Annotated in this window: 17 protein-coding genes and 1 riboswitch; of the genes, 5 read left to right on the forward strand and 12 right to left on the reverse strand. The window is 38.3% G+C overall.

The genetic code is table 11. The annotated features are described in order from the left end of the window. The first annotated feature begins 166 nt into the window (after positions 1–166). On the forward strand, positions 167–727 hold the full coding sequence (locus DXC23_RS09505; RefSeq protein ID WP_147329137.1) for a transposase: 561 nt from the start codon (positions 167–169) through the stop codon (positions 725–727). Positions 728–792: 65 nt separating this feature from the next. Here the strand turns inward: DXC23_RS09505 and DXC23_RS09510 are convergent, their stop codons facing one another. The 10 genes from DXC23_RS09510 to DXC23_RS09550 all read right to left on the reverse strand — a co-directional run bounded on the left by DXC23_RS09510 (position 793) and on the right by DXC23_RS09550 (position 10227). Next, positions 793–1392 carry a DUF3267 domain-containing protein gene (locus DXC23_RS09510; RefSeq protein ID WP_158552554.1) on the reverse strand — a complete coding sequence of 200 codons (600 nt, stop codon included), beginning with the start codon at positions 1390–1392 and terminating at the stop codon, positions 793–795. 289 nt (positions 1393–1681) lie between these two features. Continuing rightward, the gene (locus tag DXC23_RS09515; protein ID WP_117705876.1) at positions 1682–3061 is read right to left on the reverse strand and encodes an NAD(P)/FAD-dependent oxidoreductase; all 1380 of its coding nucleotides are present in this window, start codon (positions 3059–3061) and stop codon (positions 1682–1684) included. Between the two features lie 74 nt (positions 3062–3135). After that, positions 3136–3234: riboswitch (purine riboswitch) on the reverse strand. Positions 3235–3474: 240 nt separating this feature from the next. Continuing rightward, a complete protein-coding gene (locus DXC23_RS09520; RefSeq protein ID WP_117705878.1) occupies positions 3475–5835 on the reverse strand; it encodes an endonuclease MutS2 in 2361 nt (786 codons plus the stop codon). A gap of 16 nt (positions 5836–5851) precedes the next feature. Beyond that, positions 5852–6595 (reverse strand): DNA repair protein RecO, encoded by a 744-nt coding sequence (gene recO, locus DXC23_RS09525; RefSeq protein WP_117705879.1) that lies wholly within the window; start codon positions 6593–6595, stop codon positions 5852–5854. Then, positions 6546–6719: a hypothetical protein gene (locus tag DXC23_RS12460; protein ID WP_158552556.1), complete on the reverse strand. Its 174-nt coding sequence runs from the start codon at positions 6717–6719 to the stop codon at positions 6546–6548. Before DXC23_RS12460 ends, recO begins: the two co-directional genes overlap by 50 nt. A 58-nt stretch (positions 6720–6777) precedes the next feature. Continuing rightward, complete coding sequence (locus tag DXC23_RS09530) at positions 6778–7263, reverse strand: GNAT family N-acetyltransferase (protein ID WP_117705881.1); 486 nt, start codon at positions 7261–7263, stop codon at positions 6778–6780. Next, positions 7263–8171, reverse strand: coding sequence for a GTPase Era (gene era / locus DXC23_RS09535; protein ID WP_117705882.1), 909 nt, complete (start codon positions 8169–8171; stop codon positions 7263–7265). Before era ends, DXC23_RS09530 begins: the two co-directional genes overlap by 1 nt. A gap of 41 nt (positions 8172–8212) precedes the next feature. Further along, positions 8213–8713, reverse strand: coding sequence for a diacylglycerol kinase family protein (locus DXC23_RS09540; protein WP_022235352.1), 501 nt, complete (start codon positions 8711–8713; stop codon positions 8213–8215). Between the two features lie 7 nt (positions 8714–8720). After that, a complete protein-coding gene (ybeY, locus tag DXC23_RS09545) occupies positions 8721–9233 on the reverse strand; it encodes an rRNA maturation RNase YbeY (RefSeq protein WP_117705884.1) in 513 nt (170 codons plus the stop codon). Positions 9234–9291: 58 nt separating this feature from the next. Then, a complete protein-coding gene (locus tag DXC23_RS09550) occupies positions 9292–10227 on the reverse strand; it encodes a PhoH family protein (protein WP_117705885.1) in 936 nt (311 codons plus the stop codon). A gap of 309 nt (positions 10228–10536) precedes the next feature. Between DXC23_RS09550 and ylxM the strand changes: the two genes are divergently transcribed. From ylxM to DXC23_RS09570, 4 genes are all read left to right on the forward strand, one after another. Continuing rightward, positions 10537–10887, forward strand: coding sequence for a YlxM family DNA-binding protein (gene ylxM / locus DXC23_RS09555; protein WP_117705887.1), 351 nt, complete (start codon positions 10537–10539; stop codon positions 10885–10887). A gap of 12 nt (positions 10888–10899) precedes the next feature. Next, positions 10900–12276 carry a signal recognition particle protein gene (gene ffh / locus DXC23_RS09560; protein WP_117705889.1) on the forward strand — a complete coding sequence of 459 codons (1377 nt, stop codon included), beginning with the start codon at positions 10900–10902 and terminating at the stop codon, positions 12274–12276. A gap of 63 nt (positions 12277–12339) precedes the next feature. Further along, a complete protein-coding gene (gene rpsP / locus DXC23_RS09565) occupies positions 12340–12585 on the forward strand; it encodes a 30S ribosomal protein S16 (protein ID WP_022235347.1) in 246 nt (81 codons plus the stop codon). Between the two features lie 23 nt (positions 12586–12608). Further along, positions 12609–12842, forward strand: a complete 234-nt coding sequence (locus DXC23_RS09570; protein WP_117705891.1) for a KH domain-containing protein — start codon at positions 12609–12611, stop codon at positions 12840–12842. Between the two features lie 731 nt (positions 12843–13573). Here the strand turns inward: DXC23_RS09570 and DXC23_RS09575 are convergent. After that, positions 13574–14839, reverse strand: coding sequence for a CdaR family protein (locus tag DXC23_RS09575; RefSeq protein ID WP_117705893.1), 1266 nt, complete (start codon positions 14837–14839; stop codon positions 13574–13576). Further along, entirely contained in the window at positions 14829–15701 is an 873-nt protein-coding gene (gene cdaA / locus DXC23_RS09580) for a diadenylate cyclase CdaA (protein WP_117705894.1), read from the reverse strand. Before cdaA ends, DXC23_RS09575 begins: the two co-directional genes overlap by 11 nt. Positions 15702–15737: the final 36 nt, after the last annotated feature.

Consider the following 15737-nt stretch of genomic DNA (forward strand, 5'->3'; position numbering starts at 1 on the left):
GGTAAAAGGTTTGCCGAAAAGAATAAATTTCTGCCACGCTATCACCGAATGACAAACAGGCTCTCGGCGTATATCATCGATAAGCTGAGAGATGTTGTCACATACACAAGCGTTGCCAGAGAAATGAACCTTTCTGTGAACACAATTATCAGAGTTTTTGGTGTTGTTGATAGGTAAAAGGTTTGCCGAAAAGAATAAATTTCTGCCACGCTATCACCGAATGACAAACAGACTCTCGGCGTATATCATCGATAAGCTGAGAGATGTTGTCACTTACACAAGTATTGCCAGAGAAATGAACCTTTCTGTGAACACAATTATCAGAGTTTTTGGTGTTGTTGATTACGGTCATAAAAACTTGCCGTCAGCGTTGTCAATAGATGAATTCAAGGGTAATACAGGCGGCGAAAAGTATCAATGTATAATAACTGATCCTGTTAAAAAGGTCGTGCTTGATATACTTCCTGCACGAACAGAAGTATGTCTTACCAAATATTTTGCAAAATTCAGCAAATCAGAGCGTGAAAATGTCAAATATTTTGTCAGTGATATGTGGAAACCTTTTGCTAACATCGCAACGGCGTGGTTTAAGAACTCAAAGCAGATCGTAGACAAGTATCATTGGATTCGTCAGGTAAACTGGGCATTTGAAAGTGTGAGAAAGGAAGAACAAAAGAAATTCAGCAAAACACATCGGCGATATTTTTATCCCTTCTTTCAAGAATAATTGTATAATATAATTTATAAAAAATACACACACCTTTGGTTTACTTCACTTATAACTTGTAATTTCTAAATATAATATGTATCATCTTCATAAAATTGTACTTTTTTACCTTTTGGTACTTGTTTTATTACTTGATACACATTATACGCATCAGGATATGGACTTGCCATTCCTAAAAATGCCATTCCCCATAATATTGCATTCAAAATCAAATTATTTGAAGGTGATATTATAAAACATATAAAAGGAATTATTCCTAAAATATATGGAAGTAGACACATTAGTATAAATCTTTTCTTAGATAATGGATATGAAGCTAATGCAACAGCAGTAAAAGGCTTAACAATCCCTATATATTTAGTTACTTTTTTAGGATACACAATTGCATGTAAAAATTCATGTACAAACAATAAAACAAATCCTATGAATAATCCTATAAAAATTGCCCATCCTTTTATTACAATATCTTTAGCTATGTATGTTTTAATAAACATAGCTAAAAACATTACTATTATTACTGGAATTAAAAAAGGTAAAGCCTTTATCATTTGTTCTTTAGATGATTTAGGCATTTTCATTTTTTCTGCTTTACTATCTAATTTTCCTTTTTGATATTTTTGTATATCTTCATCTTTTATTATTCCTATCCATTTTATATTAAACATAAGCATCTCCTCTAAAAATTACTATTTATCTGTTTCTAATTATATCAGCAAATTTGAAAATTTTCCATACTACCATTGAAATTTAATAACAATTCATATATAATGTTTTTAGAAAGAGAACAAGTTCGTAACTTGTATGTGATTCGCTCCACAAAAGTGTCGATTTTATCGGCACTTTTTATTTTATATTTTTGTTATAATTCCGATATAGAAAAATCGACTGACAAAGGTATAATTCCTTTTATCAGTCGATTTTCTGTATAAAAACTATTTAAACTGAAAGCTGTAATTATTTTTCAAGAATTTCTCTTGCAACAAACACACCGCTTGCACTTGCGTGTGATAATGAATGAGTCACACCACTGCCGTCGCCGATAATGTAAAGACCTTTATGCAGTGATTCGAGGTGATCGTCCACCTCAACCTCCATATTATAGAATTTAACCTCAACGCCATAGAGCAATGTGTCATCGTTAGCTGTACCGGGGGCAATATTGTCTAATGCATAAATCATTTCGATAATGCCGTCAAGGATACGCTTAGGCAAAACAAGGCTGAGATCGCCCGGAGTTGCCGATAAAGTAGGCACAACAAGACCCTCTTCTATTCTCTTTGGATTACTGCGGCGACCTCTGATTAAATCGCCAAAGCGCTGAACAATAACACCGCCGCCGAGCATATTGCTGAGTCGTGCAATGCTTTCTCCGTAACCGTTGCTGTCTTTGAACGGCTCTGAAAAATGCTTGCTAACCAATAAAGCGAAGTTTGTATTTTCTGTCTGCTTTTCTTTATCCTCATAGCTATGACCGTTTACAGTGATAATTCCATTTGTGTTCTCTGTAACAACACTGCCCTTTGGATTCATACAGAATGTGCGCACATTGTCCTCAAACTGTTCGGTGCGATATACAATTTTACTTTCGTAAAGTTCATCTGTAAGATTTGAGAAAATAACGGCAGGAAGTTCAACACGAACACCTATGTCTACACGATTTGACTTTGTAGGAATTTTAAGGTCGCTGCAAACCTTTTCCATCCACTTACTGCCACTGCGGCCAACAGATACTACACACTTTTTACACTCGTAGTTCTCGTTTGATGTATCCACAATGTAACCCTCGTCATTTTCGCCGAGCAATTCAATATTGGTGACAGGAGTGTCAAAATAGAAGTCCACCTTGTCCTTTAAGAAATTGTATAGGTTGTTGAGCACAATATAATTTATATCAGTGCCGAGGTGACGAACAGAAGCGTCGAGTAAATTCAGCTTATTCTGCAAGCAAATCTTCTTAAAGCCTGAGCCTGCGGTTGAATAGAGCTTTGTGCCCTCGCCGCCGTATTCCATATTTATTTTATCAACATAGTGCATAAGCTCAATGGCCTTTTTCTTGCCGATATATTCATATAAAGTACCGCCAAAATCATTTGTGATATTGTACTTACCGTCAGAAAAAGCACCTGCACCGCCAAAACCGCTCATAATAGAACAGGTTTTGCAAGAGATGCACTTTTTTACCTTATCACCGTCTATCGGACATTTTCTTTTTTCAAGCAAATGTCCTTCTTCAAAAACAGCTACCTTTAGCTCAGAATTATTTGTTACCAATTCATACGCTGAAAATATACCGCCGGGACCTGCACCAACTATAATAACATCATAATTTTTCATAAATTTACTCCTTTATTCATCTTTAAATAAATTGTAAAGGCAAATAAAAAAACCACCACTAAACAATAATACTATACCCCTACCAAGGAGATTATAGCAAAACTGTTTAAGGCAGTTTGTAGATACACTCGTCCGTATTACAAGTTTATATAATCTTAAACCTAAAGTATTATAGCAGATAAAGTCTAAATCGTCAACACCTAAATATATTCTTTTTATTGACAAATTTTACAAAACGCACAACAAGCTGAAGTGCGTTGGAATTTGCGGTTTAACTCACAAATTTTAGTTTTAGAAAAATTTAAAATTTAGGTCAACCCTTTTTAAAGGGTTGACCAAACTTTTTAATTCATGGCGAAAAGTTTAGCATTTACCTCACTTTGTTGCCCGACCGATAAACCCAAATCTACAATTTATTTCAACTCCACAATAGTTACGCCGCTTTCGCCCTCGCCAAAAACGCCGAGTCTAAAACTTTTAACTGCCTTGTGAGTTCTCAGGAATGATTGAATTTCTCTTCTCAGTACGCCTGTACCTTTTCCATGGATAATAGTAAGCTGATTAATATTCATAAGTACGGCATTGTCGATTGCCTTGTCAACAATCATAATTGCGTCAAAGGCAGTTTCGCCACGAACATCTACCTCGGTAGTCGGGCGCACATCAAGCGTACTATGCACATTTCTCTTTGCCGAATACTGCGGCGGCTGTTGCTTTTTCTCTTTTATAAGTCTGAGATTATCAATCTTAACTCTTGTTTTTATAATGCCTGCCTGCACAAGTACCATTCCGTCCTTTGTCGGCGGCGCAAGTACGGTCGCGTTTTTGTCAATGTCAAAAATAAGCACACTGTCGCCCACCTTGAGCGGTCTTGGCAATTTGTATTTTTCGCCCTCCGCCTGTTTCTTAACAACCGGGTCGGCATTTGTTTCCATTGTATTGAGGTTTTTCTTGAGCTTTGCTCGAGCCTCGGCAGACATATCCTTTGCTTTTCTCGCCTTATCAAGTTCTTCCACCAAAGCGTCAGCCTGCGCCCTCGTTCTTGAAATAATACGCTGAGCCTCCTGCTTTGCTCTCTCAATTTCTCGCTCAGCATTTTCTTTTGCTCTGCGAATTTCATTTTCAGCCTTTTGCTTTTCGGTATTAGCCTTTGCGGTAAGTCGGTTTGCGTTTTCTATCTGCTTTTCAAGGCTTTGTCTGCGTTTTTCAAGTGTTCCGACTACATCTTCAAACTGTCGGCTTTCGCTTGAAACAAGCTCCTTTGCCCTCTCAACAATTTCATCGTCCATACCGAGCCTTTTTGTGATTGCAAAAGCATTACTCTTACCGGGAACGCCGATTAAAAGTCTGTATGTCGGTCTTAATGTTGTAACATCAAATTCACAACAAGCGTTTTCTACGCCCTCTGTACGCAAAGCATATTCCTTAAGCTCTGCATAGTGAGTAGTGCTCGCAATTTTTGCGTGTTTATCCCTGAGTTTTTCAAGAATAGCAATTGCAAGCGCCGCACCCTCAACAGGGTCTGTACCTGCGCCAAGCTCATCTATCAGCACAAGCGAGCCTGCATTTGCGATTTTTATAATCTGAATAATATTTGTCATATGCGCCGAGAATGTTGACAGCGACTGCTCAATACTCTGCTCATCGCCTATATCTACAAGCACTCTGCGGAATACCGAAAGCTCGCTGTTGTCTGTGCACGGCACAAGAAGTCCGCACATAGCCATAAGTGTGAGCAAACCGAGAGTTTTTAATGTTACGGTCTTACCGCCTGTATTAGGGCCTGTGATTACAAGTGTATCAAAATTCTTTCCGAGAACAATATCAACAGGCACGACCTTATCTTTATCTATAATCGGGTGTCTTGCCTGCTTTAAATCTACAATACCTCTGTCATTCATAATCGGCATTGAGGCTCTCATATTATACGCAAGGTTTGCCTTTGCAAATACAAAATTAAGAATAGCGAGATTTTTATAACTTGCTATAATTGCGTCTGCAAAATCTCCTGCATTCGCCGAAAGTTCAAACAAAATTCTTTCGATTTCGTCATCTTCCTTTGAACGCAAAAGTTTTATATCATTATTTGCCTGCACAACGCCCATCGGCTCAATAAATACCGTAGCACCGCTTGCCGAGGTATCATGCACAAGACCGGGAACACTGCCCCTGCACTCACTTCTTACAGGCACAACATATCTGCCGTCACGCTGAGTTACGATAGCGTCCTGCAAATACTTGAGATACTGCGTGCTGTGAATAATTTTATCGAGCACTTCTCTTGCCTTTGATGAGGCTGTTCGGATTTTTCTGCGTATATCCGCAAGGGTTGAGCTTGCTTTATCGGAAATTTCGTCCTCGCTTATAATAGCGGTTGTAATTTTCTCTTCAAGAAATTTATTTGATACAAGACCGCTGAAATATCCGTCAAGTGTGGTTTCGGTTGATGCAAATTTTGAGTGCCATTCCTTTACAGAACGGATAATTCTCAAAGTTTCGGCAATCTGCAAAAGCTCGCCTGTTGAAAGGCAGCCGCCTGCCTCTGCTCTGCGCAAGGCATTGGCACAATTTTTAGCACCGCCAAAGGACGGTGTGCCGTATTTTCCGCTTAAAACAACTGCGTCATCTGTTTGTTTTAGCAATTTTTTAACTTTTTCAAGTTCAAACTGCGGTTCAAGCGACAAAGCCATTTCCTTGGCATCATCAATACTCGTTTGATCCGCAAGCAGCTTTAAAATCTTGTCGAGTTCAAGAGTTTTGTAATGTCTGTTCATATAATCATACCTAAATTTAACTTATAGTTTTATAAAAATTAAGCGTTGAAAAATCCTTTTCAAACATATATTTCAAATAATTTTCGCTTGCCTCGTTAAGCACATCAAGGTCGCTTTCGGGCAAAGCAAATGAAAACAGTTTATTATCATCGGCATATATCGTATGCCTTAAAGCCGTAAGAGATGACGGATTAAGTAAAATCTTCATTTCGCCGTTTTCGTGGTGACACTCGGCACACTCTATTGCTCCGCTTTTGGGTAAAAACAGCATATTGTCGCACGAATATTCACCGCACACCCTGCACATTCTCAGGTCAGGCATATATCCTGCAAGGCTTGCAAGGCGCATTTCAAGACATGGCTTTATCAGCTTAGCCGAGCGCTTGTTTTCAGATAAAAGATAAAGGGAATTTAAAATCAATTTCAAAAATTCTTCGGCATTTTGCTCACGAGGGCAAATTGTAATTGCGAGTTCGCAAAAATACTGCGCAAGGCAGGTTTTTACTACATCGCCCCTAAGTTTAGAAAAAATCCTTTCGGGAATTGCATCTCCGATTATGTAGCTCTCCCGACCTTTATATACGGTAAGTCGGGAGTATGTGAGCAAGGAGGTTGCCGCACACTTTTGGTTTTTGATATTTTTTGCACCACGAACAAAAGCCTTGATAATACCGTTTGTTGCGGTCAGAGCATAAACAAGTTTATCCTGTTCACCTATACTTTGCTCTTTCACTATCAGTCCCATCGTCCGGAATTTCATCGGTTTCCTCCCTCAGAATCGTATCTGCGCCCAAATCCTTGGTATCCTGAATACTTTTATACCTTAAATAATCGAGTACATTGCCTGTTGTAAAAAATGCATTCCACATATACCATTCATCCATAAAAAACACCTCCGATTGTAGTGTTTCACAAATGAACGAATTTATATTATGAAAATTATTACAACTGTGTTTTTTGGAATTTTTTCTCATAAAAAACAATAGTCATATTATCATGCAGCTGTTCTTCTTTGCCTGTTCTCAAATATCCGAGCTTTTCATATAAATAGCACAATTTTTTCTCTTGCTTTATGGTATCAAGTGTAAAGCAACTGATATTTTTATAAGCTTCCTCAATGCACTTCATAGCAAGCTGTGCATAACCGTAATTTTGAAATTGCGGAAGTATAAACAAAGGTGAAATTCGCCTTGTGCTTTTATCAATTTCAACAATCCTTACAGCACCTATTATTTCTTCATCTTTCATAATAAAATAATATTTTGTAAAAGGTTGCCGAAATTTATTCTGTATTACTTCTACCGTTTCACAAGCAGGGTTTGTATCATAATCACGATACCTTGTTAAAATATCATAAAAAGCTATTCTTTGCATATCACAAATTTTTTGGCAATCTGCAAAATCCGCTAATTTTATATATATGCTCATCAGTCAAAATTACTTTCGTCAAAGCCAAAGTTCTGCAAAAGCTGCGCACGGTTTCTCCAATCCTCTTTTACCTTTATCCACACCTGCAAAAACACCTTGCAATCAAAAAATCTTTCCATATCCTGTCTTGCAAATGTGCTGATTTTCTTTAGCATTGCACCGTTTTTGCCGATAAGAATACGCTTATGCGACTCTTTTTCGCAGAAAATTGTAGCGTCAATGTCGAGTATGCCGTTATCTCTTGTTTTCATTTTTTCAATAACAACGGCTGTACCATGCGGAATTTCGGCATTGCAAAGTCTTAAAATTTTCTCTCTGATAATTTCAGAGGCAATAACTCTTTCGGGCTGGTCTGTAAGGGTATCGTCTTCAAAGAAATGGCCTCCCTCGCTTGCCTGCTTTTTAAGCTCTTCAAGCAATTCGTTCATACCGTTGCCGTCACTTGCGCTGACAGGAACAATAGCCTCAAAATCGTATAGCTTGCTGTATTCAAGAATTTGCTTCATAAGAATTTCTTTATCCTTAATCATATCAATTTTATTGATAACAAGGATTGCGGGCATACCGAGAGCCTTGAATTTGTCGATAAAGTCAAGCTCGGTTTGTACCGGACTTTTGTCTGCCTCAACAACAAGCATACAGCAGTCCACACCGCCGACCGACTCGTTTACAGAGCGTACCATATACTTGCCGAGTGAGTTTTTCGGCTTGTGCATACCCGGAGTATCAAAGAAAACAAGCTGATACTCACCCTCTGTAAGCACACCCGTAATACGGTTTCTTGTGGTCTGTGGCTTGCTTGACACAATGGCAATCTTTGTGCCTAAAAGTCTGTTTAATATTGAGCTTTTACCAACATTCGGTCTGCCGACTATTGCTATAAAAGCTGATTTATCATTAGTATTCATAAATTTCTCCGTTTTAAAAAATTAGGGGCAAGCGCAATGCATTACCCCTTTGTTAAATGTCTGTTTTTTAATTTTATAAATTTTTCTTTAATTCCCACAGGACCAAGCACAACAAAAAATGCTGAAATCACCGCAGAAATCAAAAGAAATATAAGGTAAAGCAAATTTTCGGCAAAAAAGGTAAATATAGTGTTAATTACATTAAAATCAAGAAAAAATATACACGCAATCACTGCCGCACCCAACGCAACTGTAAGCACTGCTCCGGCAGCCGCATCCTTGGCAAACTTAACAAGAGGTTCGTATCTGTCGGCAACAAGACCGCACAAATCCTCTACGCAGGTATTGACCGTTTCAAGTGCCATAACCGAAGTTATCAGCAAAACAAGTACAGCGTATTGCGTAGGCGAAAAGGAATAAAACATTGAAAACAGCATAACATAAATTCCTGCCACAATATGAAATCTCATATGCGACTCGCTGTTTATTGTTCTTATAATTCCTTTAAACGCACATTTAAAACCGAAAATCTGTTTCTTCATAGTTTAATCAAGCCATATCGTCATCAACTATGTAGCTTGAAGATGCTGGAAGTCCGAGCTGTTCCATAATAAGCTCCTCTTTCTCACGCATACGAACTCTCTCCATATTATCAATATGGTCATAGCCAAGCAAATGAAGTACGCTGTGCGCTGTAAGGTAACCAACCTCACGCTGAAAGCTATGTCCGTAAAGCTCGGCCTGATCTCTTGCTTTTTCCATAGAAATTACAACATCACCGAGAATCTGTGCTCCTGTTTCAATATCCCTGTCATACACACCGTTTTCGCCCATTGGGAAAGAAAGCACATCTGTTTCAATATCCTTATCTCTGTACTGCTTGTTAAGCTCCTTAATCTGCGCATTGTCAACAAATGTTACGCTAATCTCAGCCGGGCCTTCAAATTTCTCAAGTTTTAATACGGCATTGCAGCAGCGTCTGACAAGCATTCGGATACCTGTTGGAATTTTAACAGCTTTTTGTTTGTTTGTGATTACTACTCTGATTTTGTTATCTGGCATTTTGCTCAAATCCTTCCGTATTATTTTTAAGTTTATATAAAATAAATTAAGTCCTTGTTCAGTCACGATCTCTCGTGTTTTCGTATTTTGCATAGGCTTTAATAATATCCTGAACAAGCTTATGGCGCACAACATCTTTTTCGTCAAATCGGCATAAGCCAATGCCGTCTATGTTCCTTAAAATTCTCATACAATCTTTAAGACCGCTTTTAGCGCCCCTTGGCAGGTCAATCTGTGTAATATCACCTGTAATAACCATTTTGGAATTAAATCCCAGTCGGGTTAAAAACATTTTCATCTGCTCGCAGGTGGTATTCTGCGCCTCGTCAAGAATTATAAAGCTGTCATCAAGAGTTCTGCCTCGCATATACGCAAGCGGCGCAACCTCAATATTGCCTCGCTCAACATACTTTTGATAGGTTTCGGCACCGAGCATATCAAACAATGCATCATACAAAGGGCGAAGATACGGGTCAACCTTGCTCTGCAAATCGCCCGGCAAAAATCCGAGCTTTTCGCCTGCCTCAACCGCCGGTCGTGTAAGAATTATACGGTTCACAATCTTACTGCGAAAAGCTGTAACAGCCATAGCCACCGCAAGGTATGTTTTACCTGTACCGGCAGGGCCGACACCAATGGTTATTGTGTTGTCGGCAATGGTGTTGCAATACTTTTTTTGTCCGATGGTTTTCGGTTTAATCGGCTTGCCCTTGGAAGTAATACAGATGCAGTCGCCTGCAAGCTGTTCAATCTTGTCTTCACTGCCCTCATTGACAAGCGAAATACAATAGCGGACATTCTGGTCAGAAAGCGCCTCTCCTCTGTTGATGAGCTGCAAAAGACTGTCTATCACCTTGCCGGCTTTAGATACATTTTCAGCCTCACCGTCTATTTTTAATTCACTGTCACGACAGACAACCTTTACCGCAAATTCCTTTTCAATCAGTTTAATGTTTTCGTCAAAACTGCCAAAAAGAGCAACGGCATTTTCCATTCTGTCAATACTGATTATTTGTTCCGTAAAATCAAACCCTTGATAAACAAAATTTATATTTAAATTATAACACAATATTGATGAAAAAACTTATTAAATATAGTTTTTTTTACTAAAAAATTAAATTTTGTGAATTTTAACGAATATATAAGTTTGATTATATATGTTATTTGTAATTTTTCACTTTTGTTAGTGTAAATATTTGATTATAACTTGACAAAGAGGAGTATATGGTATATAATATTGCAGGTGTAAAGAAAACAACTTTACACCTAAGAAAAGTTTTACATGGGCAGGAGCATTTAATTTATGGAGAAAAATGTAGAAGTATCTTTACTTTTTGATTTCTACGGTGAATTGCTCAAGCCGAATTGCAGACAGGCGATTGACCTGTATTACAATGAAGATTTGTCGCTTGCCGAAATTGCTGCGCAAACAGGCATTACCCGTCAGGGAGTGCGTGACAGCATTAAACGCAGCGAGGAAAAACTTTTTGAGCTTGAAGAAAAGCTCGGACTTTTTAAGAGATTTGTTCAGCTTGAAAACGGACTTGATAAAATAGTTGCACTTTCGCAGCAGATTTACAACAATTCCGATGTTGACACAATTAAAAAGCTTGCACTCGAAATTAATCGTACGGCAGGCACACTCAAAGAATAAAGGAGTGTATTTATGGCTTTTGAAGGACTTTCAGAAAAGCTAAGTAATGCTTTCAAAAAATTAAAGAATAAAGGTAAGCTTTCAGAGAACGATGTTAAGGAAGCTATGCGAGAAGTCAGACTTGCTCTGCTTGAGGCTGATGTAAACTACAAGGTAGCAAAAGAGCTTACCGCAAAAATAACAGAAAGAGCTGTTGGACAGGATGTAATGGAAAGCCTTACTCCGGGTCAGATGGTTGTTAAAATTGTAAACGAAGAGCTTACAGAACTTATGGGCGGCGACAATGCAAGAATTGAGTTTGCATCTAAACCACCAACAGTAATTATGCTCTGCGGCTTGCAGGGTTCAGGTAAAACCACCCACGCCGCAAAACTTGCACTAATGCTTAAAAATCAGAATCACAGACCGTTGCTTGTCGCTTGTGATATTTACAGACCTGCCGCTATTGACCAGTTAAAGGTTGTAGGTGCAAAGGCAGGAGTGCCTGTATTTGAAAGAGGTACACAGAACCCTGTAAAGACCGCAAAAGAGGCAATCAAAAACGCTAAGGATTACGGCAACGATATTGTAATTCTTGATACAGCAGGTCGTTTGCACATTGACGAAGAGCTTATGGACGAGCTGAAGAATGTCAAGGCTGAGGTTGAGCCAAATGAGATTTTGCTTGTTATTGACTCAATGACAGGTCAGGATGCCGTTAATGTTGCAAAGTCATTTAATGAAAAACTTGAGATTTCAGGCGTTATTCTCACAAAACTTGACGGCGATACTCGTGGCGGTGCTGCGCTTTCTGTAAAAGCGGTAACAGGCAAGCCGATTAAATTTGCCGGTACAGGCGAAAAGTTAGAGGATATTGAAGTATTCCACCCTGACAGAATGGCAAGCCGTATTCTCGGTATGGGCGATGTGCTCACTCTTATTGAGGATGCACAAAACAAGATTGACCAGGACAAAGCCGAAGAAATGGCAAAAAAAATGATGAGCAATAAGTTTGACTTTAATGATCTTAATGATCAGTTTGCTCAGATTAAAAAGATGGGCCCTTTAAAGGGTATTCTTGCTAAAATTCCGGGTATTTCAAATCAGCTTGATAACATTAATATAGACGACAGACAGATTGACTGGACGCAGGCGATTATTCTTTCTATGACTCCTGAAGAAAGGTCTAACCCTTCCCTGCTCAATCCGTCAAGAAAAAGAAGAATTGCAGCAGGTTCGGGCAGAAGTGTGGAAGAGGTCAACAGACTTATAAAGCAGCTTGAGCAAATGCAAAAAATGATGAAACAAATTAAAAATAAAACAAAAGGCACAAAGGGCGGCAAAAAGAGAAAAATGAAAAGACTGCCCGGTCTTGGCGGAATGCCGATGGGCAATCTTCCAAAAAATTAACACACATTCAACCAAATACAATTTGGTGAATATAGATTTATAACATTTACGGAGGTAAAGAAAATGGCAGTAAAAATCAGACTTAGAAGAATGGGTTCAAAGAAAGCACCTTTTTACAGAGTAGTAGTAGCAGATTCAAGATATCCAAGAAACGGTCGTTTCATCGAGGAAATCGGCACATATGATATTCTTAAAAAGCCATCAGAGTTCAATGTAGATGCAGAGGCTGTTAAGAAGTGGATTGCTAACGGTGCTCAGCCAACTGACACAGTTAAGGCTCTTCTCAAGAAGAACGGCATTATTGAATAATCGGTAACGAAAGGGAAACCAAAATGCAGGAATTACTTACTGTAATAGCACAGGGTCTTGTAGATGATCCGACTGCTGTAAAGGTTACTGCCGATGAACCAAACGAAGACGGTACAATCGTATATCACATTTCTGTTGCAGAAAGCGATATGGGCAGAATTATCGGTAAGCAGGGCAGAATTGCCAAGGCTATCCGCACAATCGCTCGTAGTGCAGCTATCCGCTATGAAGAAAAGATTATGGTTGAAATCGACTGATAACTAAAGAGTTAAAACCTCCGATTTATGTCGGAGGTTTTATTTTTGGATTTTATGCAAAAGTTTAGCTGTATAGATTTAAAAAAGGTTTTTAGTCAATAGTTGGGGTAAATTATGGTTTATCAAATTATCGGTCGGGCAACAAAGTAAAGAAAAAGCAAAACTTTCCGTCCCGAATATAAAAGTTTAGTCAACCTTTTCAAAGGTTGTGGGGGTGGGCAACGCACACAAAATCTTTCACTTATTGCAAATTCTTGATAGCCAGACGGCTTGCCTTTTGGCGGCTTGGACATAACGGCGAAAGCCTTTAAATTCAAAAGCAAAATTAAATGTGAAAGCAAAATAAACAGGAAAAGTCACGCTACTAAAACTACTAATTTGCCACTTTTCAAGGGCAAATCAGTCACACACGAAAACTTTTGTGCCTTTAGAGTATATTTTCTCTAAGACTGCTCAAGCGTAACTTTCTCGCTCTATGCCACTCATTAGTCTTAACTTTTGTTTTTTCTTAAAATCTTGATTAATCTAAAGTTTGGTTATTACACTATTTTGATTATAACTGTTTATGTATGTTTCAAATTAGCGTTTTTAATGTTTTATGGGCTCTGCCGAAACCTGCAACCCTTTAAAAAGGGTTGACCTAAATTTTAAATTTACTAAGCTAAACTATATTTGTTAAACTATAAATAAACACCAAAATCAAAACCCGTAGTGCTAACTACGGGTTTAATTTATGATTCTGAAATTGTAAGATTGGCTTTATACGAGCCGGACACCCAACACGAGGACGCATTATTAATTGTAAAGGTTACAGGCATAGAAACCGAACCCTTCATACCGTCAGATTCGGAAATATCAATAACCGCCGTAATATCTGAAGCATTGAGAGAATCAATTTGGCTGCTTGTGCCGTAAACTGTAATCTCAAGATTTTTTTGCGTAACCTCCGCCGAATATCCTGAGGCAAGACCCTGTACCATAAATTTCTCAACAGTCAGCTTTTTGCTCGAAAGTGATGACAAATCAAGCGTTACCTTTGCTGTTGAAGTATTGCTTATATTCTTGCAATCGGTCGGAATTTCAACGGCAAGGTCAAATGTCGATTTATTATTTGTAAGTGTTGCGAAATCAATCGGAGCAAGACTTACAGAATCGGTTTTGCTCAATACATCTTCTGTACCGGCAAGGAGTATTGATGACGGTTCAATAGAAATCATATCATCAGTTATCTCCAAGCCTGAAGGCATATTTGTAAATGTCGGTTTAAGGCTAACTTCTTTTTCAGGAAGAACAGAAATTGCCGCCTCAACGGATTTGAAATCAAGTGAGAGCAAATCTGTATTTATCTCTTTTCCGTCTGCATCGTACAAAATAATGTCGGCATTAACCTTTCGTGAAGAATTAAGCGTGCCGTCAATATTAGCGCTTGCAACAACCTTTGCTATTTTAGACACCTCAGACTGAGGTCCTGTAATATAAATAGTTTTAGATGACAAGGTTGTTGACGCATAGTAGCCGTCATCTACCTTATAAACTACATTTTCCTGAATATCAAAAGTTTCTTCTCTGAGATAATCAATAAAAACATCAATAGTTGACGGTTTTATTGATGACGAAATCTGGAAATCGCTGTATGGGTTATTCTTTGAGGCATTAAGATACAATGTGTAATTCCCGGCTGAATCTACATAATTTGCGGTAGCTTTTACCGTAATGTCAGATGGCTGCAAAGAACCAACCACTGCCCTATTGCCTGTAACCGTAAGTGATGCGGTATGATCGCTGCCCGAAAAAACCTGCAAACCGTTATTTACCGCCTCGTCAGACAATTCAACCTGAACAGGTATACCCGATATAGTTAAACTTGTATCGTTGCCTGTACTTATACTCATATAAATCCATATTACAAGCGAAATAACTATTGAAATTATAAATAGAAAATTTGTACTTTGTAAAAAAGCCTTAAATTTAGATCTTTTGCTTTTATTATTTTTCATCCGACTTCCTCCTTATCTTTTGGAGTAAACCGGCAGCCATAGAATCATCATCAAAATTCTCAAGGAGCAGCGACTCAAGTTTGACAACGAGCTCATCTCGTGTAAAGTTACGCAAAAGAACACCGTTGATAGCAAGAGAAATAACACCTGTTTCCTCGCTGACAATGAGAACTACGGCATCGCTCTGCTCACTGATGCCAAGTCCTGCTCTATGTCTTGTGCCCAAATTTATATCAACATTCTTGTTGTCTGTTAAAGGAAGAATACAGCCCGCCGCAAAGAGCTTGCCATCTCGCACTATGCTTGCACCGTCATGGAGCGGAGCTTTGTTGAAAAATATATTTCCAAACAATGCAACAGAAGTATCGGCATTAATTATCGTGCCTGTTGCCGCAATATCAGACAGCTTTGTTTCTCTTTCAAAAACAAGCAAAGCGCCTGTTTTAGATCTTGAGAAAAGCAATGCTGTATCGGCAGCATCTATAATAGACTTTTTAACAGCCTGTTTCCATTCGTCACTTTTTTCTCTATGAGTTATCAGCTTAATATACTTTTTGTAAGTATTATTTCTGCCCATCTGCTCAAGATACTTTCTGATTTCAGGCTGAAATATTATTGCTACCAATATAACCGCCGCCTCAAAAAATGTTCTCAGCAAAGAAGTCAGCATCATTAGTCCAAAGAGTGAAGAAATCAAATATATAATAAGAAGTGCAACAACGCCCTTTAACAGCTGAGCTGCACGAGTTTCTTTTACGAGCTTGAAAAGGCTGAAAATAATGAAAGCAATAGCAAGAATATCAATAATATCACGAATTTCAATAGTTTTTAATACAGCAAACACATTTTGAATCCACTCCATTATTTTAACCTCCTCTATTTTTCATTACTTTATTTT

Source organism: Eubacterium sp. OM08-24, assembly GCF_003438075.1.
GTDB lineage: Bacteria > Bacillota > Clostridia > Oscillospirales > Acutalibacteraceae > Ruminococcoides.

What these genes read in the sequence shown, in the direction of transcription:
- ybeY (WP_117705884.1), bottom strand. Translation starts at nt 9,233, where the DNA reads ATGCCAGATAACAAAATCAGAGTAGTAATCACAAACAAACAAAAAGCT.
- DXC23_RS09540 (WP_022235352.1), bottom strand. Translation starts at nt 8,713, where the DNA reads ATGAAGAAACAGATTTTCGGTTTTAAATGTGCGTTTAAAGGAATTATA.
- DXC23_RS12460 (WP_158552556.1), bottom strand. Translation starts at nt 6,719, where the DNA reads ATGGATGAATGGTATATGTGGAATGCATTTTTTACAACAGGCAATGTA.
- DXC23_RS09520 (WP_117705878.1), bottom strand. Translation starts at nt 5,835, where the DNA reads ATGAACAGACATTACAAAACTCTTGAACTCGACAAGATTTTAAAGCTG.
- cdaA (WP_117705894.1), bottom strand. Translation starts at nt 15,701, where the DNA reads ATGGAGTGGATTCAAAATGTGTTTGCTGTATTAAAAACTATTGAAATT.
- rpsP (WP_022235347.1), top strand. Translation starts at nt 12,340, where the DNA reads ATGGCAGTAAAAATCAGACTTAGAAGAATGGGTTCAAAGAAAGCACCT.
- DXC23_RS09575 (WP_117705893.1), bottom strand. Translation starts at nt 14,839, where the DNA reads ATGAAAAATAATAAAAGCAAAAGATCTAAATTTAAGGCTTTTTTACAA.
- DXC23_RS09510 (WP_158552554.1), bottom strand. Translation starts at nt 1,392, where the DNA reads ATGTTTAATATAAAATGGATAGGAATAATAAAAGATGAAGATATACAA.
- DXC23_RS09515 (WP_117705876.1), bottom strand. Translation starts at nt 3,061, where the DNA reads ATGAAAAATTATGATGTTATTATAGTTGGTGCAGGTCCCGGCGGTATA.
- DXC23_RS09570 (WP_117705891.1), top strand. Translation starts at nt 12,609, where the DNA reads ATGCAGGAATTACTTACTGTAATAGCACAGGGTCTTGTAGATGATCCG.
- ylxM (WP_117705887.1), top strand. Translation starts at nt 10,537, where the DNA reads ATGGAGAAAAATGTAGAAGTATCTTTACTTTTTGATTTCTACGGTGAA.
- DXC23_RS09530 (WP_117705881.1), bottom strand. Translation starts at nt 7,263, where the DNA reads ATGAGCATATATATAAAATTAGCGGATTTTGCAGATTGCCAAAAAATT.
- era (WP_117705882.1), bottom strand. Translation starts at nt 8,171, where the DNA reads ATGAATACTAATGATAAATCAGCTTTTATAGCAATAGTCGGCAGACCG.
- DXC23_RS09550 (WP_117705885.1), bottom strand. Translation starts at nt 10,227, where the DNA reads ATGGAAAATGCCGTTGCTCTTTTTGGCAGTTTTGACGAAAACATTAAA.
- ffh (WP_117705889.1), top strand. Translation starts at nt 10,900, where the DNA reads ATGGCTTTTGAAGGACTTTCAGAAAAGCTAAGTAATGCTTTCAAAAAA.
- recO (WP_117705879.1), bottom strand. Translation starts at nt 6,595, where the DNA reads ATGAAATTCCGGACGATGGGACTGATAGTGAAAGAGCAAAGTATAGGT.